General features: G+C 47.1%; 26 protein-coding genes and 1 pseudogene. 7 read left to right on the top strand and 20 right to left on the bottom strand.

The window, feature by feature from the left end:
* Positions 1-15: 15 nt before the first annotated feature.
* From NJR55_RS10000 to flhA, 7 genes are read right to left on the bottom strand one after another with little or no spacing between them, the layout of a single operon-like run.
* Positions 16-2,169, bottom strand: a complete 2,154-nt coding sequence (locus tag NJR55_RS10000; RefSeq protein WP_253619802.1) for a chemotaxis protein CheA — start codon at positions 2,167-2,169, stop codon at positions 16-18.
* Positions 2,170-2,182: 13 nt separating this feature from the next.
* Positions 2,183-2,932, bottom strand: a complete 750-nt coding sequence (locus NJR55_RS10005; RefSeq protein WP_253619803.1) for a protein phosphatase CheZ — start codon at positions 2,930-2,932, stop codon at positions 2,183-2,185.
* Between the two features lie 13 nt (positions 2,933-2,945).
* Positions 2,946-3,329: a chemotaxis response regulator CheY gene (gene cheY / locus NJR55_RS10010; RefSeq protein WP_016341317.1), complete on the bottom strand. Its 384-nt coding sequence runs from the start codon at positions 3,327-3,329 to the stop codon at positions 2,946-2,948.
* A 37-nt stretch (positions 3,330-3,366) separates the two neighbouring features.
* Entirely contained in the window at positions 3,367-4,092 is a 726-nt protein-coding gene (locus NJR55_RS10015) for an RNA polymerase sigma factor FliA (protein ID WP_253619804.1), read from the bottom strand.
* Positions 4,085-4,957, bottom strand: a complete 873-nt coding sequence (locus tag NJR55_RS10020) for a MinD/ParA family protein (RefSeq protein ID WP_253619805.1) — start codon at positions 4,955-4,957, stop codon at positions 4,085-4,087. Before NJR55_RS10020 ends, NJR55_RS10015 begins: the two co-directional genes overlap by 8 nt.
* 56 nt (positions 4,958-5,013) lie before the next feature.
* Complete coding sequence (gene flhF, locus NJR55_RS10025; protein WP_253619806.1) at positions 5,014-6,348, bottom strand: flagellar biosynthesis GTPase FlhF; 1,335 nt, start codon at positions 6,346-6,348, stop codon at positions 5,014-5,016.
* Positions 6,349-6,360: 12 nt separating this feature from the next.
* On the bottom strand, positions 6,361-8,514 hold the full coding sequence (flhA, locus tag NJR55_RS10030; RefSeq protein ID WP_253619807.1) for a flagellar biosynthesis protein FlhA: 2,154 nt from the start codon (positions 8,512-8,514) through the stop codon (positions 6,361-6,363).
* A 167-nt stretch (positions 8,515-8,681) separates the two neighbouring features.
* On the opposite strand from flhA, the gene NJR55_RS10035 reads away from it, so the two are divergent.
* Genes NJR55_RS10035 through NJR55_RS10060 form a run of 6 tightly spaced genes read left to right on the top strand, consistent with a single transcriptional unit; the run spans position 8,682 to position 10,723 of the window.
* Positions 8,682-9,098: a prepilin-type N-terminal cleavage/methylation domain-containing protein gene (locus NJR55_RS10035; RefSeq protein ID WP_253619808.1), complete on the top strand. Its 417-nt coding sequence runs from the start codon at positions 8,682-8,684 to the stop codon at positions 9,096-9,098.
* Positions 9,092-9,592 carry a prepilin-type N-terminal cleavage/methylation domain-containing protein gene (locus tag NJR55_RS10040; RefSeq protein WP_253619809.1) on the top strand — a complete coding sequence of 167 codons (501 nt, stop codon included), beginning with the start codon at positions 9,092-9,094 and terminating at the stop codon, positions 9,590-9,592. The genes NJR55_RS10035 and NJR55_RS10040 overlap by 7 nt, the downstream gene beginning before the upstream one ends.
* A 12-nt stretch (positions 9,593-9,604) precedes the next feature.
* Positions 9,605-9,799, top strand: coding sequence for a Type II secretion pathway-like protein (locus NJR55_RS10045; RefSeq protein ID WP_253619810.1), 195 nt, complete (start codon positions 9,605-9,607; stop codon positions 9,797-9,799).
* On the top strand, positions 9,780-10,124 hold the full coding sequence (locus tag NJR55_RS10050) for a prepilin-type N-terminal cleavage/methylation domain-containing protein (protein ID WP_253619811.1): 345 nt from the start codon (positions 9,780-9,782) through the stop codon (positions 10,122-10,124). The genes NJR55_RS10045 and NJR55_RS10050 overlap by 20 nt, the downstream gene beginning before the upstream one ends.
* A 28-nt stretch (positions 10,125-10,152) precedes the next feature.
* Positions 10,153-10,407: a type II toxin-antitoxin system RelE family toxin gene (locus NJR55_RS10055; protein WP_253619812.1), complete on the top strand. Its 255-nt coding sequence runs from the start codon at positions 10,153-10,155 to the stop codon at positions 10,405-10,407.
* Positions 10,391-10,723: a helix-turn-helix domain-containing protein gene (locus NJR55_RS10060; protein ID WP_253619813.1), complete on the top strand. Its 333-nt coding sequence runs from the start codon at positions 10,391-10,393 to the stop codon at positions 10,721-10,723. The genes NJR55_RS10055 and NJR55_RS10060 overlap by 17 nt, the downstream gene beginning before the upstream one ends.
* On the opposite strand, the gene ispH is transcribed toward NJR55_RS10060, so the two are convergent.
* The 6 genes from ispH to murJ all read right to left on the bottom strand — a co-directional run bounded on the left by ispH (position 10,724) and on the right by murJ (position 18,099).
* The gene (gene ispH / locus NJR55_RS10065) at positions 10,724-11,668 is read right to left on the bottom strand and encodes a 4-hydroxy-3-methylbut-2-enyl diphosphate reductase (protein ID WP_253619814.1); all 945 of its coding nucleotides are present in this window, start codon (positions 11,666-11,668) and stop codon (positions 10,724-10,726) included.
* Positions 11,669-11,704: 36 nt separating this feature from the next.
* Positions 11,705-12,145: an FKBP-type peptidyl-prolyl cis-trans isomerase gene (gene fkpB, locus NJR55_RS10070; protein ID WP_034819709.1), complete on the bottom strand. Its 441-nt coding sequence runs from the start codon at positions 12,143-12,145 to the stop codon at positions 11,705-11,707.
* Between the two features lie 10 nt (positions 12,146-12,155).
* Positions 12,156-12,683 (bottom strand): signal peptidase II, encoded by a 528-nt coding sequence (gene lspA / locus NJR55_RS10075; RefSeq protein WP_253619815.1) that lies wholly within the window; start codon positions 12,681-12,683, stop codon positions 12,156-12,158.
* On the bottom strand, positions 12,676-15,510 hold the full coding sequence (gene ileS, locus NJR55_RS10080; protein WP_253619816.1) for an isoleucine--tRNA ligase: 2,835 nt from the start codon (positions 15,508-15,510) through the stop codon (positions 12,676-12,678). The genes lspA and ileS overlap by 8 nt, the downstream gene beginning before the upstream one ends.
* 26 nt (positions 15,511-15,536) lie before the next feature.
* Entirely contained in the window at positions 15,537-16,475 is a 939-nt protein-coding gene (ribF, locus tag NJR55_RS10085; RefSeq protein WP_253619817.1) for a bifunctional riboflavin kinase/FAD synthetase, read from the bottom strand.
* 61 nt (positions 16,476-16,536) lie between these two features.
* Positions 16,537-18,099, bottom strand: a complete 1,563-nt coding sequence (gene murJ / locus NJR55_RS10090) for a murein biosynthesis integral membrane protein MurJ (RefSeq protein WP_253619818.1) — start codon at positions 18,097-18,099, stop codon at positions 16,537-16,539.
* A gap of 193 nt (positions 18,100-18,292) precedes the next feature.
* Here murJ and rpsT point away from each other — a divergent pair, with 193 nt between their 5' ends.
* Complete coding sequence (rpsT, locus tag NJR55_RS10095; RefSeq protein WP_011234382.1) at positions 18,293-18,553, top strand: 30S ribosomal protein S20; 261 nt, start codon at positions 18,293-18,295, stop codon at positions 18,551-18,553.
* Between the two features lie 105 nt (positions 18,554-18,658).
* Here rpsT and NJR55_RS10100 read toward each other — a convergent pair whose 3' ends face one another.
* The 7 genes and pseudogenes from NJR55_RS10100 to flgL all read right to left on the bottom strand — a co-directional run bounded on the left by NJR55_RS10100 (position 18,659) and on the right by flgL (position 24,358).
* On the bottom strand, positions 18,659-18,940 hold the full coding sequence (locus NJR55_RS10100) for a hypothetical protein (protein WP_253619819.1): 282 nt from the start codon (positions 18,938-18,940) through the stop codon (positions 18,659-18,661).
* A gap of 14 nt (positions 18,941-18,954) precedes the next feature.
* A complete protein-coding gene (fliS, locus tag NJR55_RS10105; RefSeq protein WP_253619820.1) occupies positions 18,955-19,377 on the bottom strand; it encodes a flagellar export chaperone FliS in 423 nt (140 codons plus the stop codon).
* A 16-nt stretch (positions 19,378-19,393) separates the two neighbouring features.
* The gene (fliD, locus tag NJR55_RS10110; RefSeq protein ID WP_253619821.1) at positions 19,394-20,788 is read right to left on the bottom strand and encodes a flagellar filament capping protein FliD; all 1,395 of its coding nucleotides are present in this window, start codon (positions 20,786-20,788) and stop codon (positions 19,394-19,396) included.
* A 12-nt stretch (positions 20,789-20,800) separates the two neighbouring features.
* A complete protein-coding gene (locus NJR55_RS10115) occupies positions 20,801-21,211 on the bottom strand; it encodes a flagellar protein FlaG (RefSeq protein WP_253619822.1) in 411 nt (136 codons plus the stop codon).
* Positions 21,212-21,424: 213 nt separating this feature from the next.
* Positions 21,425-22,186 carry a flagellin gene (locus NJR55_RS13795; RefSeq protein ID WP_420844466.1) on the bottom strand — a complete coding sequence of 254 codons (762 nt, stop codon included), beginning with the start codon at positions 22,184-22,186 and terminating at the stop codon, positions 21,425-21,427.
* A 249-nt stretch (positions 22,187-22,435) separates the two neighbouring features.
* Positions 22,436-22,846: pseudogene (locus tag NJR55_RS13800) on the bottom strand (flagellin N-terminal helical domain-containing protein); the annotation flags it as partial.
* A gap of 297 nt (positions 22,847-23,143) precedes the next feature.
* Positions 23,144-24,358, bottom strand: a complete 1,215-nt coding sequence (flgL, locus tag NJR55_RS10130; protein WP_253619823.1) for a flagellar hook-associated protein FlgL — start codon at positions 24,356-24,358, stop codon at positions 23,144-23,146.

Here is a 24,358-nt window from a genome sequence, read left to right on the forward strand (position 1 = left end):
GAACGGTTTGTCCCGTTATCTTTTGGCGTAATACTTAAGCATGCTGGGCACATCGACTATCAGAGCAATACCACCATCGCTGGTAATTGTTGCCCCGGCCATTCCTGGCGTACCCTGCAATAACTTATCTAAGGGTTTAATAACCACTTCTTCCTGACCAATCAGTGCGTTCACCACAAAGCCAACTTGTTGGTTACCAATTTGCACAACCACTACATGGCCTTGTTCTTTACGACTTGAACCATCATGGTTGCGGACTAGCCATTTTTCTAAGAAGAACAGCGGAATCGCCCGGTTACGTACGATAAGAGTCAACTGGCCGTCCACAGTATTGGTGCGCTTCATATCCAGGTCGATAATTTCGCTGACAACAGCAAGTGGCAAAGCAAAAGTCTGATCTTTTACGGCGACCATTAGCGTCGGCAATATAGCCAGAGTCAGCGGCACTTTAATCAAGAGTTCAGTACCTTTACCTAACTCTGAATTAATTTTAACGCTACCGTTGAGCTGACTGATTTTGGTCTTAACCACATCCATGCCAACACCACGACCGGAAATATCCGAAACTTGCTCTTTGGTCGAGAAACCGGCCGCGAAAATCAAGTTATAAGCATCTTCATCGCTTAAACGTGCAGCGGAGTCTGCGTCCATAATGCCTTTTTTAACGGCAATGCCTCTCAGTTTTTCAGCGTCCATACCGGCACCATCGTCTTTAATCGACAGCATAATATGGTCACCTTCCTGAGATGCCGACAAAGTAACGGTTCCTGAACGTGACTTACCATTCGCTTCACGCTCATCCGGCATTTCAATACCATGGTCAACAGAGTTACGAACCAAATGCACCAAAGGATCGGCCAAAGCCTCAACTAAATTCTTATCTAAATCGGTTTCTTCACCGTACATCTCAAGATTAATTTCTTTCTTCAGACTACGAGCCAGGTCACGGACAACCCGCGGGAAACGACCAAACACTTTCTTAATTGGCTGCATTCGGGTTTTCATCACCGCGCCCTGTAAATCGCCAGTGACAACATCCAGGTTCGAAATAGCTTTGCCCATTTCAGCGCTGTCTGACTCATCAGAATTACTCAGGCTCAGCAGGCGGTTTCTGACCAGTACCAGCTCGCCGACCATATTCATTATTTCGTCTAAGCGCTTGGTATCAACCCGCACAGTAGTTTCAACCGGAGCAGGCGCTGGTGCAGCTGGTTTTTTATCTACCGGCTGAGCCGCTGCTGGTTTCGCTTTAGGCTCTGATTTGGGCTCAGGCTTCGGCTCTGACTTGGCTGCTGCTTTTGCCGCAGGTTTTGGCTGCGCTTTGGGTTCAGGCTTTTTCGGTGCAGGCTCGTTAGCCGGCTTATCACCTTTCGGCGTCGGCGCTTTGCCACTGCCATGCAACTCGTCCAGCAAAGATTCAAATTCGTCGTCTGTAATCTCGTCGTCTTTTGCGGGCTCTTTTTGCTTTTCTTGTTTTTTCTCAGCACTTTGAGGCGCTTTGCCGCTTCCATGAAGTTCATCCAGCAATGACTCAAATTCATCATCTGAAATCTCATCACTGTCTTCATTTACCTTGGGTTTAGACGCCACTGGCTTATCTTCTTTTTTGCCGGGTCCCTGACCCTGCCCGTGCAACTCATCCAACAACGCTTCAAATTCATCGTCCTGAATTTCGTCAATGCTGTCGCTGCTGCTCTCTTCTGCTGCAGGTTCTGGTTCCGGAGCAGTTTCCGCTGCAGGTTCGTCTTTTGGAACCTCTATAGGTTCTTCGTCCTCAGACTCTGGTTCACTCAGCTTATGCAATAATTCCAGAAGCTCAGGTGAAGCCGCTTCAGGCTCTTCTTTAGCGCGCACCTGCGCAAACTGAGTATTGATAGTATCCAAAGACTGAAGGATCACGTCCATCAAGTCGGAAGTAACAGTACGTTGACCATTACGCAGGGTATCGAATACATTTTCCGCACCATGACAGGTATCAACCAAAGCCCCCAAAGACAGGAACCCGGCACCACCTTTAACCGTATGAAAGCCACGGAAAATAGCATTCAACAGGTCTTTGTTTTGCGGATCATTTTCCAATTCAACTAGCTGTTCAGACAGTTGCTCGAGGATCTCTCCAGCCTCGATCAGAAAATCCTGCAGAATGTCTTCGTCCATATCAAAGCTCATGCGACTGATGCTCCTAGAAACCTAAACTGGACAGCAAATCGTCCACTTCGTCTTGTCCGCCAACCACGTCATCACGTTGATCAGCATCGATAATTGGGCCTTCGGCATGGGCTGCATCTTTTTTAGGCGCAGGCCCTGCTTTTTCCGCGTTACGACGTTCTTCTTCTTTACCAAATATCTTCAGTAATTCAATCAGGTTCTTTTCAACGTCTTCGACCAATTGAATAACCCGACGAATAACTTGCCCGGTAATATCCTGAAAGTCCTGCGCCATAAGCACTTCAGTCATTAACCCATGCACTTGAGGCATATTTTCGCCACAACGCTTAAGTACGTCATCGACCTCATGACATAAAGACTTGAATTCATTTAACTGAATATCGTTGCTCATTAACCGATTCCAGGCCGGCATCACTTTCTCAACACGATGATGCATATCGTCTGCAAGCGGCAGACAGGCTTCTACAGCATCCATCGTACGATTCGCAGCGTCTTCGGTTTTTTCAATGACATACAGCAGACGATTTTGCGCGTCCGGAAGGTCATCCTGCGTCATTTGCACAATGCGAGGGTCAACCTGAAAATCCTGAAGCGCTTCGTGGAGGTCTCGTGTTAACTGGCCTACAGAGGTGAACAACTTGTCATTACGACGGTTGTAAACATCTTCCAGTAATTGGTTAGCCTGCTGTTGTTTCCCGTCTTCAAGCAAGGTTACTAATTCCTTGGCTTGCTCCAGAGAAATATCATGGGCGTTATCAGACATAGTCGTTCGCCCTTTAGCTGATTCGTTCGAAAATCTTGTCGAGCTTTTCTTTCAACGTTACGGCTGTAAATGGTTTTACAATGTAACCATTTACTCCTGCCTGAGCTGCCATAATGATCTGCTCTCGTTTGGCTTCCGCCGTTACCATTAACACCGGTAAATGAGCCAGGTTATCGTCTTTGCGAATTTCACGCAGCAAGTCAATTCCCTGCATACCCGGCATATTCCAGTCGGTTACGACAAAGTCGAAATCACCGTTCTGCAACATAGGCAATGCGGTATTACCGTCATCGGCTTCCTGTATATTGGTAAAGCCAAGATCACGAAGTAAGTTCTTAATGATTCGTCTCATTGTAGAGAAGTCGTCCACAACGAGAATTTTCATATTTTTATCCAAAGCACCCTCCACTGAGGCTCTCGATTACAACCAAAGTTTATTCAACCCAATTTTGCATTCGCGACTTCAGTCGCAACATTGCCTGACTGTGAATTTGACTGACTCGTGATTCACTCACGCTCAGCACTTCACCTATCTCTTTTAAATTCAATTCTTCGTCATAATACAACGAAAGCACCAAAGCTTCACGTTCTGGTAACGAAGATATTGTCGAAACCAGCGCTTTATGAAACGCGGCGTTCTCAACATCTCTTTGCGGCTCATAAGCTGACCCCGTTACCTGCTCTGGCATGATAGCATCTTCTGACACACCAAGATCTTCAATACCAACGATTCGTCCCGTGCTGACATCCCGCAAAATATGATGATATTCATCCATCCCCATATTCAGCTTTGCGGCCACTTCCGTGTCTTTTGCATCGCGTCCGGTTTCATTTTCAACCTGACGAATGGCTTCCAGTACACGCCGATGATTACGATGAACCGAGCGCGGAGCCCAGTCACCACGACGAATTTCGTCCAACATCGCACCACGAATGCGAATGCCGGCAAAGGTTTCGAAACTGGCGCCTTTACTGTTATCAAAGTTACGCGCAGCTTCTAATAAGCCAATCATGCCCGCCTGGATCAAATCATCCACTTGCACACTGGCTGGAAGTCTAGCCATCATATGATGTGCAATACGCTTAACCAGCCCGGTATGCTGTTCAATAATGGCATTCCGGTTGTCAGCAGTGGCGGCATAAAAGGCTGCTTTATTCATTGGCAACATCCCGCTTACTCTCGTTATCGGCAGAAGTTATCAATTGTTCAAGAAAAAATTCTAAATGCCCGCCAGCTTGAGCCGGAACAGGCCAGTCAATGGCTTTCTTAGCCAGAGCTTTTATTGCTAAAGAGGCAGGCGACCTGGGGTAGGCCAATACCATAGGCTGTTGTTTTCTAACGGCTAAGCGCAAGTTATCATCAAAGGGTATAATCGCGGCAAGCTCTAAAGCAACGTCTAAAAAGCGATCGGTTACTTTAGTTAATTTATTGAACAATACTTGTCCATCGCGCAGATTTCTTACCATATTGGCAACCACCTTGAATTTAAACAGGCCTTGCTCCCGGCTCAATACTTTTATCAGTGCATAAGCATCGGTAATTGATGTTGGCTCATCACAAACCACTAATAAAACATCCTGTGACGCTCTGGCAAAGCTGACAACGGTATTACCAATACCAGCTGCAGTATCGACAATTAATACGTCATAGTTCCCCTGAAGCTGGCTGAAGGCTCTTATTAATCCGGCATGCTCAGATTCACTTAAGTCCACCATAGAGCGCGTACCTGAGGTGGCAGGCACAATTTTTATACCTTCCGGGCCTTCAATCAGAATATCTTCTAATTCGCACTGACCACTCAACACATGAGAGAGGTTGCGCTCAACCCGAAGACCTAGCATCACATCGACGTTAGCCAAGCCTAAGTCGGCATCCAGCACTAATACTCGTTTGCCCTGTTTTGCCATTGCGATAGCCATATTCAGCGACACGTTGGTTTTCCCAACACCGCCTTTACCACCAGTTACCGCAATAACTTTTACTTTCGATTGTTTCATTCTTCGCAGACCGCTTGCTTGATCCATCGGGCGTATCTCTTTTCTGACTAGATTGATAACAGCTTCATATTATATTGGCTCATTCAGCGAGAAAACGCCTCATTCCAGTACGATTTTGGCACGTCTGACACTGAGGAACAAATGCTTTTATCAAGCAGGCGCTCAGCCTCGGCAACCATAAAGTTCGCATCCGCTACACGAATATCTTCAGGCACTTGCTGGCCATTTGTTAAATAACCAACCGGTAAGCCGTGTTCTATTGCTACGCTGATACTCTCACCTAAACTTAAGCATTCGTCCAGCTTAGTGAAAATGCAGCCAGACAAAGGCAGTGCTTTAAATTGCTTAACAGCATCCATCAGCACCTGGCTTTGCGACGTTGCCGACAACACCAAATACGGGCGAATACGAAGCCGTGAATTCTGAATTAACTGACTTAACTGTTCGTTCAAACGCTTATCGCGCTGACCCATGCCTGCCGTATCAATCAAAATGAGACTTTTTTGACGTAGCGCAAGTAATGCATCTGCCAGTTCCTGTGCATTTTTTGCCACTTTGACCGGACATCCTATTATACGACCATAGGTTTGTAATTGTTCACTGGCACCAATACGAAAGGTGTCGGTGGTAATTAGAGCCACTTTATCGGCACCATGACGTTGCGCATAGCGAGCCGCTAACTTTGCAATAGTAGTGGTTTTACCGACACCGGTGGGGCCGACTAACGCAACCGCTCCGCCGCGTGTCAAAATGTCGTCAGAGGTCGTATTCAACTGCCCCTCTAATAAATGCAGAGTCTGTTCCCATGCTTCGTCATCTGAGCCGCCTTCGGGAATAAAACACGCAATCTGGTCGGCTACTCGTTCGCTTAAGCCCATATGCATCAAACGGTTCATCAGCATAGACCGGGTTGGTTCTTCACGATCCATTTCTTGTTTCATTAAGCCGCTCAACTGGTGCTCCAGCAACTGGCGAATACCGTTTACCTGAGAGCGCAGTTCAGCAATGGCCTGGGAGTCATCTGCTGCTGGTGCATTTACTTGTTCAGGAAAAATATCGTCACTTAGCTGAGAATCGGCGAAGGCTTGTGGCTCTGGTTTTGATTCTGGTCGTTGTGTCGGCTCAGCAACTGCTTGCGCAGCAGTGCGTTGCGCAGGCTGTTCAGCCTGCATCTGACGCTGCAACAGTTCCTGCAAAGATTCAGCCGGTACTTCTGGTGTCTTTGATGCGGCTGGCTCGTTAGTTGCCTGCTCTGCCACAGGTTGTGCTTGCTGCGCATCCGGGTCAATAGCAGCAACCAGCTCAATACCGCCGTTCACTTTCTTATTGGACAGGATAATAGCATCCGGACCTAAGGTTTCTTTAACCTGTTGCAAACCACGGCGCATATCTTCGGCAAAAAAGCGTTTAATCTTCACAAGCGACTCCCGTTACTCTTGTGTGGCGGTTTGTTCACCACCGTTTTGTTGTCCACCAATTGAGCTGACAATACGAATTTGTTTATCATCCGGTACTTCCTGATAGGACAACACGCGCATACCATCGGTAGCGTGACGCGCAAATCGCGCCATGGTTGACCGTAGAAGCCCCGAGGTCAGCAGTACTGAAGGTTCACCATTCATTTCCTGCTGCTGATGCACTTCGCGTAATGACTGTTGCAGGCGTTCGGCCAAACCAGGTTCGATTCCGGCGCCTTGCTGATTTCCGTCATTACCAGCCATTTGCAGAGACTGATGCAACATCTGTTCCAACTCTGGTGCCAAAGTTATGACAGGCAGTTCCGCCGCCCCTTCAGCAATGTCCTGAACAATTAAACGGCGCAGTGAAATTCTCACCGCCGCGGTTAATACTTCTGGATCCTGACTACGGCCGGCGTACTCAACCAAAGTTTGTACAATGGTGCGCATATCCCGAATCGCGATGCCTTCGTCCAGTAAGTTCTGCAATACTTTCACAAAGTTACCCAGTGACAATAGATCCGGAATCAGCCCCTCAACCAACTTAGGATGAGTGCGTCCCAGACGATCCAGCAGTTCTTGTGCTTCTTCATGACCCAGCAACTGAGACGCATGATTGGTTACAATCTGACTCAAGTGCGTAGCAACTACGGTTGCAGCGTCAACCACGGTATAACCCAGAGTTTGTGCGTGCTCCCGCTGTTCCGGGCGGATCCAGACCGCATCCAGCCCAAAGGCAGGATCGGTAGTTTTCTCACCGTCCAGTTCACCAAATACCTGCCCGGGGTTAATTGCCATTTCCCAGTCATGACGAATTTCAGCTTCACCCATAGTCACACCCATTAAAGTAATGCGGTAACTGTTGGGGCCTAAATCCAGGTTGTCCCGAATATGTACGGCGGGAACAAGGAAGCCAAACTCTTGAGACTGCTTCTTACGTACGCCTTTTATGCGCGACAGAAGCTCACCACCCTGCTGCTTATCCACCAACGGAATCAGGCGATAACCGACTTCCAGACCAATAGTATCCACATGGCGCACATCGTCCCAACTAAGCTCTTTTTGCTGTGCTTGCTGAACCTGTTGCTCTTGTTCTTTCTCAACCAGTTCACCTTCTTCGGTCTTGGTTTTCTTAAGTTTGAAATACGCGGCGCCTGCTAACACGGCGGACATACTTAAAAAAGCCAGATGCGGCATACCCGGAATAATCCCCATAGCAAAAAGTACCGCACTGGTAATAACCAAAACCTTGGGGTTATCAAGCAGCTGCAGAACAACCGCATCGCCCATGTCTTTGCTGTCATTTTCACGAGTAATAATAATGGCGGTTGCAACCGACAGTAATAGAGAAGGGATTTGCGCAACCAGACCATCACCAATAGTCAGTAGCGTATAAACTTCAATGGCTTCGTTAAAGGTTAAGCCATACTGAATCATACCTATCAGCAGACCACCGATAATATTAATAAATAGAATAAGAATACCGGCAATGGCGTCACCCTTTACGAACTTACTGGCACCATCCATAGAGCCGTAAAAATCCGCTTCACGAGTTACATCACTGCGCCGGGCTTTGGCCTCTTCCTGATTGATCAGACCAGCGTTAAGGTCAGCATCGATAGCCATCTGCTTACCTGGCATAGCATCAAGGGTAAAACGGGCGGTTACTTCTGAAATACGGCCGGCACCTTTGGTAATAACCACAAAGTTGATAATAACCAGTATCGCAAACACCACCAGACCCACAGTGTAGTTGCCGCCGATAACAACACTACCAAAAGCTTCAATCACCGAGCCCGCAGCCCCTGGACCATTATGACCTTCCAGCAAAACAATACGGGTTGAGGCAACGTTAAGGCTTAGGCGTAATACCGTGGCGATAAGCAATACGGTAGGAAAAGCGGCGAAATCAAGCGGACGTTGGGTATAAACCGCCACCAGCATAACCACCAGTGACAGGGTAATTGAAAACGAAAACAAAATATCGAGCACCATGGCCGGAATGGGCAAAACAACCATGGCCAGAATAGCCATAATAGCCACAGGCGTGCCGAAACCTTTGATAAGGTGCGCATTGTTCTGTGTGAAATTTCTTAAATTTACTAACTTTTCGGCACCGCTCGCCATACGTCTTCCTGTTGCGTCAAAAAGTTGAACCTGCGATGTTTTATTCAAGAATCGAGCCAGCTTTTATTTTATTCGGAGGTTATCTTACATTCGTTTCAGTTGGGGCTTACAGACAAAGCTTAAGCAGCTTCTATACTCGTTGCTCTTTTTCAAAATAATGTGTTTTTATGCGCGGTTACTCTCTTATGGAATTGGTCGTAGCATTGGCTGTCAGTGCGATGCTTGGTGCTTCGGCCCTGCCAATATTTACTCAGCAGACAGAGTCTTTGTTGCTTCAAAAAGAAGCTGGCCGCTGGCTGTCTTATCTGCAGTTGGTAAAAGCCAGGTCCATAGCAAATAAGGAATCTATTGAAGTCGACTTAGTCACATTCAGCGATGACTCCGAAGCCTCACGTATTCAAACCAAGTACACCTACAGCCCTTCCGCGTCGCTTACTTTTTATGGAGAGTCAGCTGCCGCAACACCAGGGCATATCAGGCTAATAGGCAAAAGCAGACAGGCAAAAGTCATCATCAGCAGTATCGGTCGTATTCGATTGTGCTTAAGTGAGGGTAATTCACTTCCGGGAATCCCCTCATGTTAATGACTTCTGAGCGCGGCAGTAGCTTGGTAGAAGTTCTTATAGCCTCGGCTATTGGCGCGATAGTTGTTCTGGCGGCGCAGCAACAAATGCAATGGCAAACAGGAGTGCAACACCGCAAGCTAATGCAGGTCAATTTACTATTAAGTGCTCAGTCAGTTGCAAATCAGTTTTTTGAAACTTTAAAAAATACTGCCGAAACGCAAATTTCGAACCCTCAGGGCTATTGCTATTTGTTTCCTCAGCAAAACGGAGGCTCAGTTGGCTTCCGAGTCAGGAATGAACAGCTACAGCATAACTCAATGACTCTCGATTGCGCCGGGTATGGCTGGCAGTCCCTTACCGATAAGTCTCAATTCAAAGTCACGCAATTTACTGCTGACTCTTACTCTCCGGAATCTGGTACTGGGTTATCAAAGCTCGTTGTAATTTTTACCGTTACCAGCAATGCACAGACACATGTTTTCAAACGAACAATCACTCCTCAGGTTAACTAACTGGAGCTTACTATGAACGCGAAAGGATTCGCTCTGATACTCACCTTAGTAACACTCATAAGCTTGAGTTCAGCCAGCTTAGCTGCGCTGCTTTTTTACGCGCAAATGATAGGAGCTCAGCAACATCATCAATGGCAACAGCTTTCTCAGCAACTTCAGCAAGATTTCGAAGCAGAGCGCAGGGCTTATGAACTGGCACAAGAATAAAGGCTTTTCTCTGGTTGAAGTGTTGGCCGGAGCTGCGCTAGTCGCTCTTTGGTCCGTCAGTAGCCTGAAGATTTTACAGGTTGGATTATCGGCGATTGACCGTACCCATACAAAAGCAAAGGCGGTGGAGGTTTTGATGACTTATTTAAGTGAGGCTCAACAAACGTGGGCTAAAGGTAATAACCCGGAACTATCAAGGAAAACCGGGCAACTTCATTTAACAGCAAAACTCACTTCTATTGACCAGTTTAACGCTACCACCAAAGTCACAGTGTCCTGGGGAAAAGATAACGAACTGACCCAAACATTCTGGCTTTCCCGATAAATTAGCAAAAACTTATTTATAAGATATAATGAATAAAATTCAATGGACAAAAAAAGCGGTAAAGCAACTGCATAGAATTGCGCAAAACGATAAAGAAAGGGTCTTTAGTAAAATTACAACCCTTCGTCAGTTCCCTGACTGCTTAAACATAAAAAAGCTGAAAGGATTTGAGGATATTTATCGACTGAGAGTTGGCCGTTACCGGGTATTATTTCTATTTGTCGAAACTATTAAAGTCATTCGTATCAAAGAGGTGAGAAAACGAGATGAGCGCACCTACTGATGTACAAATCATCGAAAGAAACGGCCAGCCGGAATACGCCGTCATACCTTATGAAGACTACCTATCACTTCTGCATTCACAGACAGAGGGTGAGTTTATTCCCCATGAAGTTGTGGAAATAAGCTTATTTACGGGGGGGAACATGGTAGCAGCCTGGCGGAGGCATAAAAAAATCAGTCAAACTGAGCTCGCCCAAAAACTCGGTGTTTCCCAATCAGCAGTAGCTCAAATGGAGCGCCCCGGTTACAACCACAGAAGCAACACGCTAAAACGTATTGCTGATGCTTTGGGTATTACTATAGAACAACTGTTTTAATTAACCCACCGGGTGCGGTCTTAGCTCCGGTGGAATTGAAAAGGTAATATTTTCTTCGCGGCCGCTCAGTTCTACTGCGGTTTTACCGCCCCATTCCTGTAGCTTAGCAATGACTTCTTTGACCAACACTTCGGGGGCAGAAGCGCCAGCGGTTACAGCCACCTTCTCGTGACCTTCTAACCAGGCTTTATCAATACAGCTGGCGTCATCAATTAGGTATGCCGGAGTTCCCATTTTCTCGGAAAGCTCGCGTAAGCGGTTTGAGTTTGAGCTGTTACGCGCGCCGACTACCAACATGACATCGGCATCGCTGGCTAATTCACGTACCGCATCCTGACGGTTTTGAGTGGCATAGCAAATATCATCTTTACGCGGACCGTTAATCTCAGGGAATTTTTGGCGCAAAGCATCAATTACATCGGCTGTATCATCAACCGATAAGGTGGTCTGGCTCATGTAATGCAGGTTTCCCGGGTCTTTCACTGCGAGCTGAGCAACATCTTCTGGTGATTCCACAAGGTAGATACCGCCCTCATCGTTCTTATACTGCCCCATAGTCCCTTCAACTTCAGGGTGCCCGGCGTGGCCAATTAGAATGCATTCATGCCCTTTACGACTGGCCCGGGTAACTTCCATATGGACTTTGGTCACCAATGGGCAAGTCGCGTCAAATACCCGCAGACCGCGATCTTTGGCTTCCTGGCGAACCGCCTGAGAAACGCCATGGGCGCTAAAAATAACGATTTGATCGTCTGGTACTTCGTGCAACTCTTCTACAAAGACCGCACCGGCCTCGCGCAGTTTACTGACAACGTATTTGTTGTGAACCACCTCGTGACGCACGTAAATTGGCGGCTCAAATATTTCTAAAGCCCGCTCAACAATAGTTATAGCGCGATCAACTCCGGCACAAAAGCCCCGTGGGTTCGCTAACAAAATTTGCATCAGTTCCTCCTGCGTTCAGCCCGGTTTATTAACCAATCATGGCTCAACGCTAATAATCTCTACTTCAAAAATCACCGTTTGTCCGGCCAACGGGTGATTAAAATCGATGGTGACTGTTGGACCTTCAACTTTACGAACAATTCCCGGTAAATCGGTACCGTCCGGTTGAGTGAAAGCCAAAATGGCTCCAACTTCCGGTTTCGTTTCATCGTTAAATTTTGCCGAATCAACATAATAATAGTTGTCCGGGTTCGGTTCACCAAAGGCGTCTTTAGGCTCTAACGTGAACTCGCGTTCCGCCCCTTCGCGCAGCCCTACCAGGCACGCTTCAAAGTTTTCGGTCAGATTGCCATCGCCCATCCGGAATCTGGCAGGCTTACCTGACATTTTTGTGCTGTCTGCAACCGAGCCATCGGCCAGTTTAATGGTGAAGTGCATCACCACTTCCCGTCCGTGCTCTATAGGTAAACGACTCAAATGAAACTCCTTACTGCCCGTGACCGTTCTCGGCTTTGTCCCGACGGTTATCAAAAAAAGCTTCCAATAACATGAGTGCAGCACCGATAGTAATGGCCATATCAGCTACATTAAATGCAGGCCAATGCCAGCCCTGATAATGAACATCAAAAAAGTCGATGACATAACCATACATTAAACGGTCAGCTACGTTGCCAATAGCCCCGGCCATAATCAGAGAAAAGGCTAAATTTTGGCGCCATAAACCCACCGGGTTGCGGCGCATCCAGATAAGCAGCACCACGCTGATAGCAATAGCAATGGCGGTGAAAAACCAACGTTGCCAACCGCCACCGTCACTTAAAAAGCTAAAAGCCGCACCGTAATTGTGCACGTAAGTTAAGTTGAATAGCCCGTCAATTAAAACTCGGCTTTCATAAAGCTCAAACTCACCCGCCACCCAAATTTTAGTAATTTGATCAATAACCACCAGCAACAAGGTCAACCACAAAAAACGCAGCCCAGTTGCACGGTTAGTCTGGTTAGAAAAATCAGGCAAAACGACGCTCCTCACCTTCACCTTCAATATTGGTTACGCAGCGCTGGCATAAATCAGAGTGGTTCTCTAAAGTCCCCACCTCTTCGCGATGATGCCAGCAACGCTCGCACTTCTTGTATTCAGATTTTGCCACACTAACGGCCAACGCCATTTTTTCCGCTTTAACTGCGTCAGCAGGTGCGTCATTAATGGACGCCACTTGCGCTTCCGATGTCAGCAGTGCAAAACGCAACTCTTCGCCTAAACGATTCAAGGCTGTCGCCAGTTCATCATCAGCGTACAATGTGACTTCTGCCTGTAACGAACCGCCGATAACATCATCGCGGCGTGACTGCTCCAGCGCCTGGTTAACAACATCACGAATTTCCAATAGCTGCATCCAGAACTCGTTTTCATCGTCCTTAACACCAGAAAACTCATCAAAGCCCTGATACCAGCTTTCAGTAAAGACATACTGGCTGCGTCCGTTTGGCAACAAGTCCCAAATTTCCTGAGCGGTGAAGCTGCAAATTGGAGCCATCCAGCGCACTAATGCCTCGGCAATATGATACAGCGCCGTCTGACATGAACGCCGCGCTAAACCTTCAGATTTAGCGGTGTACTGGCGGTCTTTAATAATATCCAGGTAGAAGCTGCCCAGTTCAATGGAGCAGAAATGCATGAGTTTTTGCACCACACTGTGGAACTGGTAGTTATTGTAGGCTTCAAGCAACTCTTTTTGTAAGTCTGCCGCACGTCCGACAATCCAGCGATCCAGTTCAACCATATCTTCTTTGGCAACCAAGTCCTGTTTAGGGTCAAAACCGCTTAAGTTCGCCAGCAAAAAGCGCGAGGTATTACGAATACGGCGATACGCATCGGCTGAACGCTTGAGAATTTCATCAGAAACCGTCATTTCGCCGGAGTAGTCCGCTGACGCAACCCATAAGCGCAGAATGTCTCCGCCCAGCTTATTCATCACGTCCTGCGGAGCAACCACGTTACCGATAGACTTCGACATTTTCCGGCCCTGCGCATCAACAGTAAAACCATGGGTTAATACCTGATGATACGGCGCTTCGTCATACATGGCCACACCGGTAACCAGCGAGCTCTGGAACCAGCCGCGATGCTGATCCGAACCTTCCAGATACAAATCAGCAGGCCAACGCAAGCCGTCAAACTCACGCAATACACAATGGTGCGTCACACCAGAGTCAAACCAAACGTCTAAAGTGTCAGTGACTTTGCGATATTTGTCAGCTTCGTCGCCCAACAAAGTTTCCGGCTCTAAGTCGAACCAGGCTTGCACGCCGTCTTTCTCAATCAGCTGAGCCACTTTTTCCATAAGCTCCAGCGTGTTTGGATGCAGCTCTTCCGTTTCGCGGTTTACGAAAATGGCAATGGGGTTACCCCAGGTGCGCTGACGTGAAATGCACCAGTCAGGGCGTCCTTCGACCATGGACTCAATGCGGCTTTGTCCCCACTCTGGGAACCAGTCAACTTTTTTGATTTGCTCTAAAGCACCTGCACGCAAACCTTTCTTGTCCATACTGATAAACCACTGCGGCGTAGCACGGAAAATAATGGGCGTTTTATGGCGCCAGCAATGCGGATAAGAATGGCGATAACTTTCCGCATGCATCAAATTGCCCACTTCGCGCAATTTATCAACAATAGGTTCGTTCGCTTTAAACACATGCTGTCCGGCGAACAGTGGCGTATCGTCTTTGTACACGCCGTTATCACCCACCGGGTTGTAAACTTCAATGCCGTATTTCTGACCCACTAAAAAGTCATCAACACCATGACCCGGAGCCGTATGCACACAACCGGTACCGCTCTCGGTAGTCACGTGGTCACCTAAAATTACCGGCACCTGCAGTTCGAACAACGGATGCTGCAATTGCAGACCTTCTAAGTCTCTGCCTTTACAGAAACCCAGCTTGTGATAATGCGTAATGTTCCAACGCTCCATACAGGAGGTAACAAGGTCATCGGCTAAAATCACGCGCTCTGCGGGATGATCGTCGTTGGCTTCAACTTGCACTAAGGTATATTCAAGCCCATCCGCCAGAGTTACCGCACGGTTAGCCGGAATGGTCCACGGCGTGGTGGTCCAGATAACCATGCTGACATTGCCTTCACCTACATGGCCTTCCGGCGTGCTAAAGCGCTCAACCGTTTCAGCCGTAGCTGCAACCGGCATGCGCACATCAATAGCCGGTGAGTTTTTGTCCTGATATTCAACTTCCGCTTCCGCCAACGCTGAACCACAGTCTGTACACCAGTGCACTGGTTTAAAACCCTGATGCAAATGACCTTTATCAATAATTCTTGCCAAAGCACGAACGCTGTCGGCTTCCTGCTTAAAGTTCATGGTCAGGTACGGGTTGTCCCAGTCGCCAAGCACGCCCAGACGTTTAAAGTCGGTACGTTGCTGGTCAATTTGGGTCATAGCATATTCGCGGCATTTCTCGCGGAACTCAGCCAGATTCAGTTTTTTTCCTGGCTTGCCGTATTTTTTCTCTACTTGCAGTTCAATTGGCAGACCATGGCAGTCCCACCCCGGTACGTAAGGTGCGTCGAAGTCGCTTAAAGTTTTTGCCTTAACAATAACGTCTTTTAAAATTTTATTTACGGCGTGACCGATGTGAATTTGCCCATTCGCGTACGGAGGGCCATCGTGCAGAATAAATTTTGGCTTGCCCGCTTTGGCTTTACGAATTTGACCGTACAGGTCAGTTTCATACCATTGCTCCAGCATCTTTGGCTCGCGTTGAGCCAGGTTGCCGCGCATTGGGAATGCTGTTTCTGGCAAGTTTAAGGTGTGCTTGTAATCACTCATGGGTCACTGTTTCCATTTCCGCATAGTTACTGACTCCGGCACGCTAATGCTTCACGTGCGCGGGCGGCATCTTTTTCAATTTGTTCTTGTAGGTGCTGTAACGACGCAAAACGTTGCTCGTTACGCAATTTGGCCACCGGTGTGACCGTCATCTGCTGACCGTACAGATTGCCTGAAAACTCAAACAAATGCACCTCCAGCTGTACTTCATCGCCATTTAATGTTGGCCGGGTTCCCAGGTTGGCAACGCCGGAATGTATTTCTTCGTCTTTACCAAACTGAGCTGTTACTGCAAACACCCCATGTGACGGGCTTTTTAAACGCTTTAACGGCACGTTCGCGGTAGGAAAACCAATAGTTCGGCCATTTTTCCGTCCGTGTACGACTTTTCCGCATATTTGATAAGGTCGCCCGAGCATTTGTTTCGCCTGCTCAAAGTCGCCGTCTTCTAGCGCCTGACGTATAGCGGTGCTGCTGACTCGTTGTTGCTGTTGACGATAGCTGCGGGTATCGACAACCTCAAACCCCAGTTCTTTACCCGCTTTTTGCAGCAACTCGAAGTCACCTTCTCGTTTGTAGCCAAAACGAAAATCGTCACCCACCACTAAAAATTTAACGCCTAACTTACCCACCAGAGTCTGTTCAATGAATTCACGCGCCGGCTGGCTGGCAAACTTCTTATTAAACTCAATAACAATATGCCGGTCGACATTTTGTGCCTGTAACGCGAGATATTTCTCACGCCAGTTGGTTAGGCGTGCAGGCGCTTTTTCAGGCTGGAAAAGCTCCTGCGGTTGCGGCTCAAAGGTCATAACCGCGGACGGCACACCCAACTGCTGAGCTTTTTCACGGACCTGACTAAGCACCGCCTGATGCCCCAGATGAACACCATCGAAGTTACCTATGGTCAATACGCAACCACAATGTTCAGCTCTGAGATTATGAGTACCGCGAATCAGTTCCATGCCCGCACAATCTTAATGTTTTCCGGAAAAGACGCGATTATAACTGATACCGAGGCGATAATCAGTACTCGCGCGCACGGAAATGTCGTGGTCTCAAGCCAGTAATAACCAACACACCAATATAAATGGCAGCGCCGAATCCAATCACCTGAGCCAAAAGCCAGGGGCGCTCCACCAACGAACTGGTTCGCCAGGCGTCAATGTCCGGGCTCAACCACAGTACACCCGCTATCATCGCAGCTGTTGCGAAAAGTACCTGTAGAATAAAACGCCCGGTTCCCGGTTGTTTCTTCAGAACACCTTCTCGCCATAAAGTAACGCCCAACAGCCCAGCGTTAATAGCCGCTGAGGCCGCTGTTGCCAACGCTAGTCCGACATAGCTATAAGGAATTGCCAACGCAATGTTAAAGACCATATTCACCGCCATGGCAATGATGCCGTACTTCACCGGGCGCTTAGTGTCTTGGCGGGAGTAAAAGCCCGTTGCCAGAACTTTTACCATCATAAAACTTAGCAAACCGGTGGAATAGGCCATAAGACTGTAAGACGCCATACGTGCGTCGTCAGGGCTGAAGGCGCCGTGCATGAACAACACCATAAGCATGGGCTCTGCTAACACAAAAAGCCCCGCCATGGCTGGTACACCTAACAGCAGGACCATGCGAATGCCCCAGTCGAGCGTAGCACTGAAGTTTTCAGTCGATTTATCCACATGACGTGATGAAAGCGCGGGCAAAATAACCGTAGCAATGGCAATACCGAACAGACCCAGAGGGAACTCCAGCAATCGGTCCGAGTAATAAAGCCAGCTTATGGAACCGGTCATTAAAAAACTGGCAATGAGGGTATCCAGCAGTAAGTTAATTTGGCTAACCGACACACCAAAAATAGCCGGCAGCATCAATTTGCGAATTTTAGTAACACCCGGATCTTTCCAACCCCATTGTGGTTTAACCAATAACCCCGCTTTTTTCAGAAACGGCAGCTGAAATAACAGTTGGATAAAACCACCGAAAAATACGCCCCAGGCCAGTGCGTATTCAGGTTGCTCAAACTGAGGTGCCAACCAGATAGCTGCCGCAATAATGGCGACATTCAAAAATACCGGTGTAAAAGCGGCTACGGCAAACTTGCCCAGCGTGTTGAGTATGGCTCCAGCCATAGCGGCGAAACTGATAAACCATAAGTAGGGAAAAGTAATGCGGAGTAAGTCGCTGGCAAGGACAAACTTTTGTCCCTGAGGACCGTCATTCCACCAGTCTAAAAACCACCCCATACCAAAAAGCGCCGCCACAACAGGAGAGGCTACCACACCGAAAATGGTGACCACAGTAACGATAGTACCTAAAGTACCTGACACCCGGGCAATAAGTAATTGCTGTTCGGGCAGTTTTTTGCCCTGCTTGTACTCAGTGAGCACCGGCACAAAAGCCTGAGCAAAAGCGCCCTCAGCAAATAGCCGACGTAAAAAGTTGGGGATTTTATTAGCAAAGAAAAACACATCTGCCGCAGCGCCCGCTCCCATCAGGTTGGCGATGACCACATCGCGCACTAAACCTAACACGCGTGAGATCAGGGTCATCGCGCTGACGATAAAACCTGAGCGGAGTAAAGCTTTTGACACGAGAGATCCTTTCGGCTGACAGCTAAGTTTCTGTTTTTGATTGTAACTGAGACCAATGACGGATGCTATTTTATCAAAACCTCAGTTAAAGCACTGAGTTTTTCCCTTTTCACTGTTGACTTTTACAGCAGAAAAGGCATAATCTGCGGCCTTTATAAGAGAAGCGTTCTGTTAATGAATTTAGGAGTTCACCTTGGCTAACATTAAGTCTGCTAAAAAGCGTGCGATCCAGGCCGAGAAAAATCGCCGCCACAATGCAAGCCGTCGTTCAATGATGCGTACTTACCTTAAACGTGTAAACGCAGCTATTGAGACAAAAGACAAAGAAGCAGCAAACACTGCAATGAAAGACGTAGCTCCAATGCTGGATCGTTACGCAACTAAAGGTCTTATCAGCAAAAACAAAGCGGCACGCCATAAGAGCCGTTTGAATGCTAAGATCAAAGCACTGTAAAAAGAATTACTGACCTGGGCTTAGGCGCAGGGAACGAAAAAACCGGCTAATATGCCGGTTTTTTTATATCTGTCGTAACAGCTTGTTGCGCCACTTACCTTAATTTTACTTAGTGTAAGCCTTAACGCCCTTTTTGCTTTTTGTGATTTTACTCATAGCTGCTCTGGCCTTTTCTTGTTCTGCTTCCAGTGTTGGCTGAATTTCAGTCAGGTATTTGTCTGCTTCAGCAACAACAGTTACCCACTGCTGAGACTCTTGCCAATTGTCAGGAAGATGGTTGAGGCTTTTAATCAGTTCGGCCAACGTCGCGTTAGCAGATTCAAGTTCTGAATCCGCTATCTCTTGCTTAAGCTGGTCGCTTAACTTTGTTAACTTTTCAGGCTGCATCGACTCTTTCGCACTTAAGCGCCCGAAGCTTGTTGCATCTGACTCATAGCAACGTCGCGCTGCTCCACTGGAATTTGATCCCACGCACCTTTAATATCCAGCATCAAACGCGCTACTTCATCAATAATGTCAGTGTCTAACTCAATAGATGCATCGGCAATACGCGTACTCATATACATGTACAGCTCACGTAAGTTACCAGCAGCATCAGATCCGGCGGTGTCATCCAGGCTATAGCGCAAAGAATCGACAATGGCCTGAGCCTTACTTAAATAAAGACTTTTCTTTTCTAAGTCTTTTCGTTGAATAGCACCTTTGGCGTAATTCAGGTTCTCCAGCACACCCGCCATCAACATCTGTACCAGTTGATAAGGGTCCGCACCCGCAACACGGGTTTGCAGAGAGCCTTTAGTGTAGCCTTTTAACTTGGCATTCATACGATATTACCTCTAATTAATCACTATCTCTGGTGAAACCGGGAAGGTTTGATAGCTGTGCACTGACAGCGTTCCCACGGCTTTGTAACTGGCCGACTAAAGAATCCAGCGCCTGATATTTCGCGCGCAACGTTTCTTCCATAGACTCCATGCGAAGTTTGAGATCTTCACGGCTTTCCTTTACACGAACCAGACTTTCGTCAATCGTATCTTTCCGTAACTGTAAGGAGCCACCGGCGCCAACATAACCGTTTAGAAAGCTTTCCATACGAGATGCAAGGCCGTTCTCGCCGCCCATAACAGACTCTAAAGCTGCAGGGTTATTCTTCAGTACATCGCTAACATTAGTAACCGGATTCTCTTGTTCCAGCTTACCGTTTTCATCCAGTCCGAAACCTAAATCAAACAAAGTTTGCTCATTACCAAAAGTCGAGGTCAGTATGTTATTCAATTGACCTTTTAAGCTGCGAACAGTGGAATCACCTTGCAGCATACTATTTTCGCCACCAATTTCATTCAGCGATGAAACCACGCCATTGTATGCTTTGACAAAGTTATCAATAGACGTTTGAACACTTGAATCATCCCGGGCAATTGAAAGCTTGGCCGTTTCTGTGCCTTCGGTTTCTTTAACCGCCGTTATAGTTGAGCCCTGAATGACATTTTCAAAGACATTGGTGTCATTGGTCGCCTGGATACCATCAATTTCAATAATCGCATCGGTCGCTTTATCAGCATCGGCAATACTCATACCGCCTGAGCCTGGGGCACCACCATTAGCCTGGGTAGAAATAGCATCGAACTCAGCGTTATCGTTAGTAACGGTTAAATTATTACCTTCGCCACTCACGTTCGAGCGGAATACCAGTTTCGCCTGGTCCCCAGTATTAATAATATCCGCGGTGACACCAAAGTTATCCTCGGACGAATTTATCGCTTTACGGATATCCTCCAGACTTGAGCCTGCCTCAATATTTAAAGTGAAGCTTTCGTCACCCGCACCAAAGGTTAATGATCCGGCATTGGTGTTCACTTCGTCATCGGCGCTTGCAAAAGCCCCATCCGCAGATACAGCACGACTTCCTTTAGCCAACTGCATCACAGAAATATCAAAATTACCTGCACCGGCATCTTCTGTACTTTCAACAGTTATAACATCGCCTGATTCAGGCTGTTTAACAGAAGCTTTCATTGCAGTAAACAAACTAGCTTCGGTGAGCTTTTCAGCAGCATCCTGAAGTTTTGATAATACCGATCTCATTTCACCAACTGCAGACAACTCTACCTGCAACCGTCCTTCTTGTTGGTCAAGCCGGTTCTGTTTCGGAACGCGTTCCGCTTCAAGTGTCGCTTTAACGATACCCTCCAGGTCTAAACCTGAACGAGCACCCAATGATGAAACTAATGGCATACCATCACCTCTTTAAATTTCGTTATCGAACAACAATCCTGCCCGACTTTCTTCGTTATCGGCCATATCTTCTATAGCTTTAGCTAACTTGACCGCCAGCTCAGAAGGAATTTGCCGAATCTTTTCACCACTTTCAGTATCCATAACCTCAACAACCGGCGGTTCGCCTTTTTCGTCAAAGACAAACTGCAGACTGGTGTTGCGTATAATCGGGGACTTATTAATTTCTTCGACCATATCTCCAACACTGGGTTCCTCCAGCGGCTGGCTTAACTGAGACTTTTCTGTACGTTCAGCTACCTTATCCTGTACCTCACTAACGGCATCAATCACATCCTGCTTTTTAGGTTGTTGTGTTTGTACCGATCCTTTCCCTGTTGAGAGGAGGCTGAAATCGCGGGTATCCATTGATATATCCGCCATAATAATCACCTGTTCCCTATCAAAACATCAATTAAGTTGTTAACGGACTATGAAAACACCTGTCCTTGTATGTTATCGGTATAGAGTACTATAAACTTTAGCTTTTATTTGAAGTTTTTTTAACCAGCATTTTTTAATGCTCAAACTTTCTTTCAGGCATAAAAAAACGGAGCCGAAGCTCCGTTTTTATACACTATTAAGTTAAGTCGGGTATTAGCCCAGTAACTGTAGTGCTGCCTGTGGACGCTGGTTTGCCTGCGCCAGGATAGTCTGTGATGCCTGCTGCAGGATCTGAGCCTGAGTCAGTTTCGCAGTTTCAGCAGCAAAGTCCGCATCTTTGATTCGAGACTTCGCACCTTCAAGGTTTTCAGCGATGTTCGATTGGTTACGAATAGTCGCTTGGAAACGGTTCTGAACCGCACCTAAATCAGCACGCTGTGCATCAATACGGGCAATTGCTCCGTCGATAACGTCTAACGCGTCCTGAGAACCCTGATAGCTGCTGATATCAATTGCGTTAACAGCAGATAACGCGCCTGTTACATCCGTTTCGCCAGCTTCAATTAACGCACCTACGCCGCCTGCAGTACCTGTCTCAGTAATCGCAAATGAGTCTTTAGAATCAAATGACAGTTGTGCGTTAGCTGTTTGCAGAGCATTGGCTGCACCGCCGTTTAACTGAACAGTGTTATCAGTATCACCGTCATCAGTAATACTTATACCATCTACATCCTGAGCAGTAATAGTTAGCTCTGTACCGGCATCATTCACTGTCGCGTTGTAACCAGCTTTACCGATATCTTCAGCCAGCTTCTCTAAATCACCACCGTACTCAGAAAGAGCGAAGTCGCTAGTATCGCCTGCAGTACCAATTTGCAAAGTACCAGAGTCTGCGGCTGATAAGTTTGTAATTGTAGCTTCGACTTCAGCTGTTGCACTTACACCTGTACCTGAAGAAGAGAACTTAGAAGCCATATCAGTAACTGAATCGCCAACTGCGGCTGTTACTGTAGCAGTTCCATCTGGACCCTGAACGCGGAAACCATAAGTAGCGGTAGATGTTGCAAATGCTGCTGCTGTATTATCACCAAATTCACCACCTACAGTACCACCACCCTGGTAGTTACCGATAGCGTCACCGGAAACGTCACCAACGGTTACACCAATAGTTTCGTTAGCGTTAGCGCCTACTTGGTATTGCTGAGTACCAAAACTTCCGTCCAGCAATTTCTTACCACCAAAACTTGTGGTTTCAGCGATACGAGTTAATTCTAACTGCAGGTTAGAAATTTCTTTCTGCAAAGCACCACGGTCTTCATCAGAGTTAGAGCCGTTAGCTGACTGAATAGACAGTGTACGCATACGTTGCAGGATGTTAGTTGATTCATCCAAAGCACCTTCAGCAGTCTGCGCCATTGAGATAGCGTCGTTTGCGTTACGGTTACCCTGGTTCAAGCCGTTAACCTGTGAGCTTAAACGGTTTGAAATTTGTAAGCCCGCAGCATCATCTGCAGCACTGTTGATACGGAAGCCTGACGACAAACGTTGAAATGCTTGGTCAAGCGAGTTACCTGAGCTGATCAGCTGACGCTGTGCGTTCAATGAGCTGACGTTAGTGTTTACATATAAAGGCATAATAATGCTCCTCAGTTTCTGGCCTAAGCTTGGATTCAATCGTTGTTGCCAAGCTGGAGGAAGTGTTCGGCTTCGTGTTTCGCCTGGTTAAAGTTTCCTCTCACAAAGGGTATCGGCCGGGGTTTGGGGAGCTTTAGGATTTTTTTGAAAAATTTTGAATTTTTTATGTGGGCTAGATATTTGTTGTGTAGCCTGACGTTTACGTCAGGATGGATATATGACCAGACATAAATGTCAGGCTACATATACCGGGTTTAATATCTCACCTGACATGAATGTCAGGTTACGCAACATTGGTCAGATATAATCGAACAGACTCAAGCGGCTGATACGAGTAAAAACCTGTTGAGCGGCTGAGTAGATCGTTTCATTTTTTACTAAATCGGTCATCGCTTCGGAGTAATCTACGTCAGAAATATCTGACCGCGCTTTTTTATTCACTATTTCAATATCGGCGTTACTGAGTTTAGCATTGTCCATAACATTCAGCCGTGCGCCCACCGATGCCTGAGTATCGGTCAGATCACCAATAATCGTATTAAAGTCGTCCAATGCAAAGGCTATTTCGCTTTCATGAAAATCTTTGCTTTCAGGCCCCGACTTTTCCAGAATATTGGCTAAATCACCAAGTTGGGTTAATAGGTTACGAGAAACAGGTTCACCTATACTATAGCTAAAAGAGTCTCCGGCTACTGGCATATTGTCTTTATCAAGCTCCAGGCTCATACCATTATATTCAACTTTACCGTCAGTAACGGTTCCGGCAACCACTGGGTTGACGCCATCATCAATTTCGTAGGTATCCGGACCAGTAAAGTTAACAGTAAAGTCTGTGGGATCACCGGCAGCTATCCGCGCTTCGGTATCGGCAATTAACGCATTACGATCAGTTACCGCTACTTTTTCAATAAAGTCATTACCACCAGTCAGTTCAAAGTCAACCCGTTTAGACACATTTGAAAACGCCCGACTGCCCGGATCATTCGCGGGCAAATAAAGTGTGGGCGACAACTGAATGGTGCGCTGCCCCTGGTCACCAACATATTGGTACGACTGAGTAGCATCATCAAACTCCATAGGCTGAGTGCGGTTTTGGTAACCGGCAAAAATATACTCTCCCGATTCGTCCTGGGCATTAGTCAGGTCGAAAATCGAAGTTTCAATATTGCGTAACTCAGAGGCAATAGCTTTTCGGTTCGTCTGGTCGTAGCTACCATTACCCGCTTGTACCGCCAGCGTACGAGCTTTCTGAATAGCATCAGTAATGCTGTTTAATACACTCTCTTCGCGGCGCAAATTGTTTTCTAAGGTTACTGAGTTACGTTCAAACTGCTCGTTCTGACCAATTTTTTCATTCAGCGCCAACACTTGCGAGTTACCAATAGGGTCGTCTGCAGGACTTAATATCTTAGTCTGCTTAGTCAGCATCAGTTGAATTCTATCTAGCTGACTTTGTGAGGTTTGTAAGCTGTCCAGACCGCGCTGGAAAAATAAATTTGTACTTAATCGCAT

Source organism: Idiomarina rhizosphaerae (assembly GCF_024159085.1).
In the GTDB taxonomy this organism is placed as follows: domain Bacteria; phylum Pseudomonadota; class Gammaproteobacteria; order Enterobacterales; family Alteromonadaceae; genus Idiomarina; species Idiomarina rhizosphaerae.

What these genes read in the sequence shown, in the direction of transcription:
- NJR55_RS10020 (WP_253619805.1), bottom strand. Translation starts at nt 4,957, where the DNA reads ATGGATCAAGCAAGCGGTCTGCGAAGAATGAAACAATCGAAAGTAAAA.
- NJR55_RS10005 (WP_253619803.1), bottom strand. Translation starts at nt 2,932, where the DNA reads ATGTCTGATAACGCCCATGATATTTCTCTGGAGCAAGCCAAGGAATTA.
- NJR55_RS10000 (WP_253619802.1), bottom strand. Translation starts at nt 2,169, where the DNA reads ATGAGCTTTGATATGGACGAAGACATTCTGCAGGATTTTCTGATCGAG.
- flhA (WP_253619807.1), bottom strand. Translation starts at nt 8,514, where the DNA reads ATGGCGAGCGGTGCCGAAAAGTTAGTAAATTTAAGAAATTTCACACAG.
- NJR55_RS10055 (WP_253619812.1), top strand. Translation starts at nt 10,153, where the DNA reads ATGAATAAAATTCAATGGACAAAAAAAGCGGTAAAGCAACTGCATAGA.
- fliS (WP_253619820.1), bottom strand. Translation starts at nt 19,377, where the DNA reads ATGAATGCCAAGTTAAAAGGCTACACTAAAGGCTCTCTGCAAACCCGT.
- NJR55_RS10060 (WP_253619813.1), top strand. Translation starts at nt 10,391, where the DNA reads ATGAGCGCACCTACTGATGTACAAATCATCGAAAGAAACGGCCAGCCG.
- ileS (WP_253619816.1), bottom strand. Translation starts at nt 15,510, where the DNA reads ATGAGTGATTACAAGCACACCTTAAACTTGCCAGAAACAGCATTCCCA.
- flgL (WP_253619823.1), bottom strand. Translation starts at nt 24,358, where the DNA reads ATGCGATTAAGTACAAATTTATTTTTCCAGCGCGGTCTGGACAGCTTA.
- NJR55_RS10040 (WP_253619809.1), top strand. Translation starts at nt 9,092, where the DNA reads ATGTTAATGACTTCTGAGCGCGGCAGTAGCTTGGTAGAAGTTCTTATA.
- NJR55_RS10050 (WP_253619811.1), top strand. Translation starts at nt 9,780, where the DNA reads ATGAACTGGCACAAGAATAAAGGCTTTTCTCTGGTTGAAGTGTTGGCC.
- fliD (WP_253619821.1), bottom strand. Translation starts at nt 20,788, where the DNA reads ATGCCATTAGTTTCATCATTGGGTGCTCGTTCAGGTTTAGACCTGGAG.
- NJR55_RS10015 (WP_253619804.1), bottom strand. Translation starts at nt 4,092, where the DNA reads ATGAATAAAGCAGCCTTTTATGCCGCCACTGCTGACAACCGGAATGCC.
- NJR55_RS13795 (WP_420844466.1), bottom strand. Translation starts at nt 22,186, where the DNA reads ATGGCTTCTAAGTTCTCTTCTTCAGGTACAGGTGTAAGTGCAACAGCT.
- NJR55_RS10100 (WP_253619819.1), bottom strand. Translation starts at nt 18,940, where the DNA reads ATGCAGCCTGAAAAGTTAACAAAGTTAAGCGACCAGCTTAAGCAAGAG.
- ispH (WP_253619814.1), bottom strand. Translation starts at nt 11,668, where the DNA reads ATGCAAATTTTGTTAGCGAACCCACGGGGCTTTTGTGCCGGAGTTGAT.
- NJR55_RS10115 (WP_253619822.1), bottom strand. Translation starts at nt 21,211, where the DNA reads ATGGCGGATATATCAATGGATACCCGCGATTTCAGCCTCCTCTCAACA.
- NJR55_RS10035 (WP_253619808.1), top strand. Translation starts at nt 8,682, where the DNA reads ATGCGCGGTTACTCTCTTATGGAATTGGTCGTAGCATTGGCTGTCAGT.
- ribF (WP_253619817.1), bottom strand. Translation starts at nt 16,475, where the DNA reads ATGGAACTGATTCGCGGTACTCATAATCTCAGAGCTGAACATTGTGGT.
- NJR55_RS10045 (WP_253619810.1), top strand. Translation starts at nt 9,605, where the DNA reads ATGAACGCGAAAGGATTCGCTCTGATACTCACCTTAGTAACACTCATA.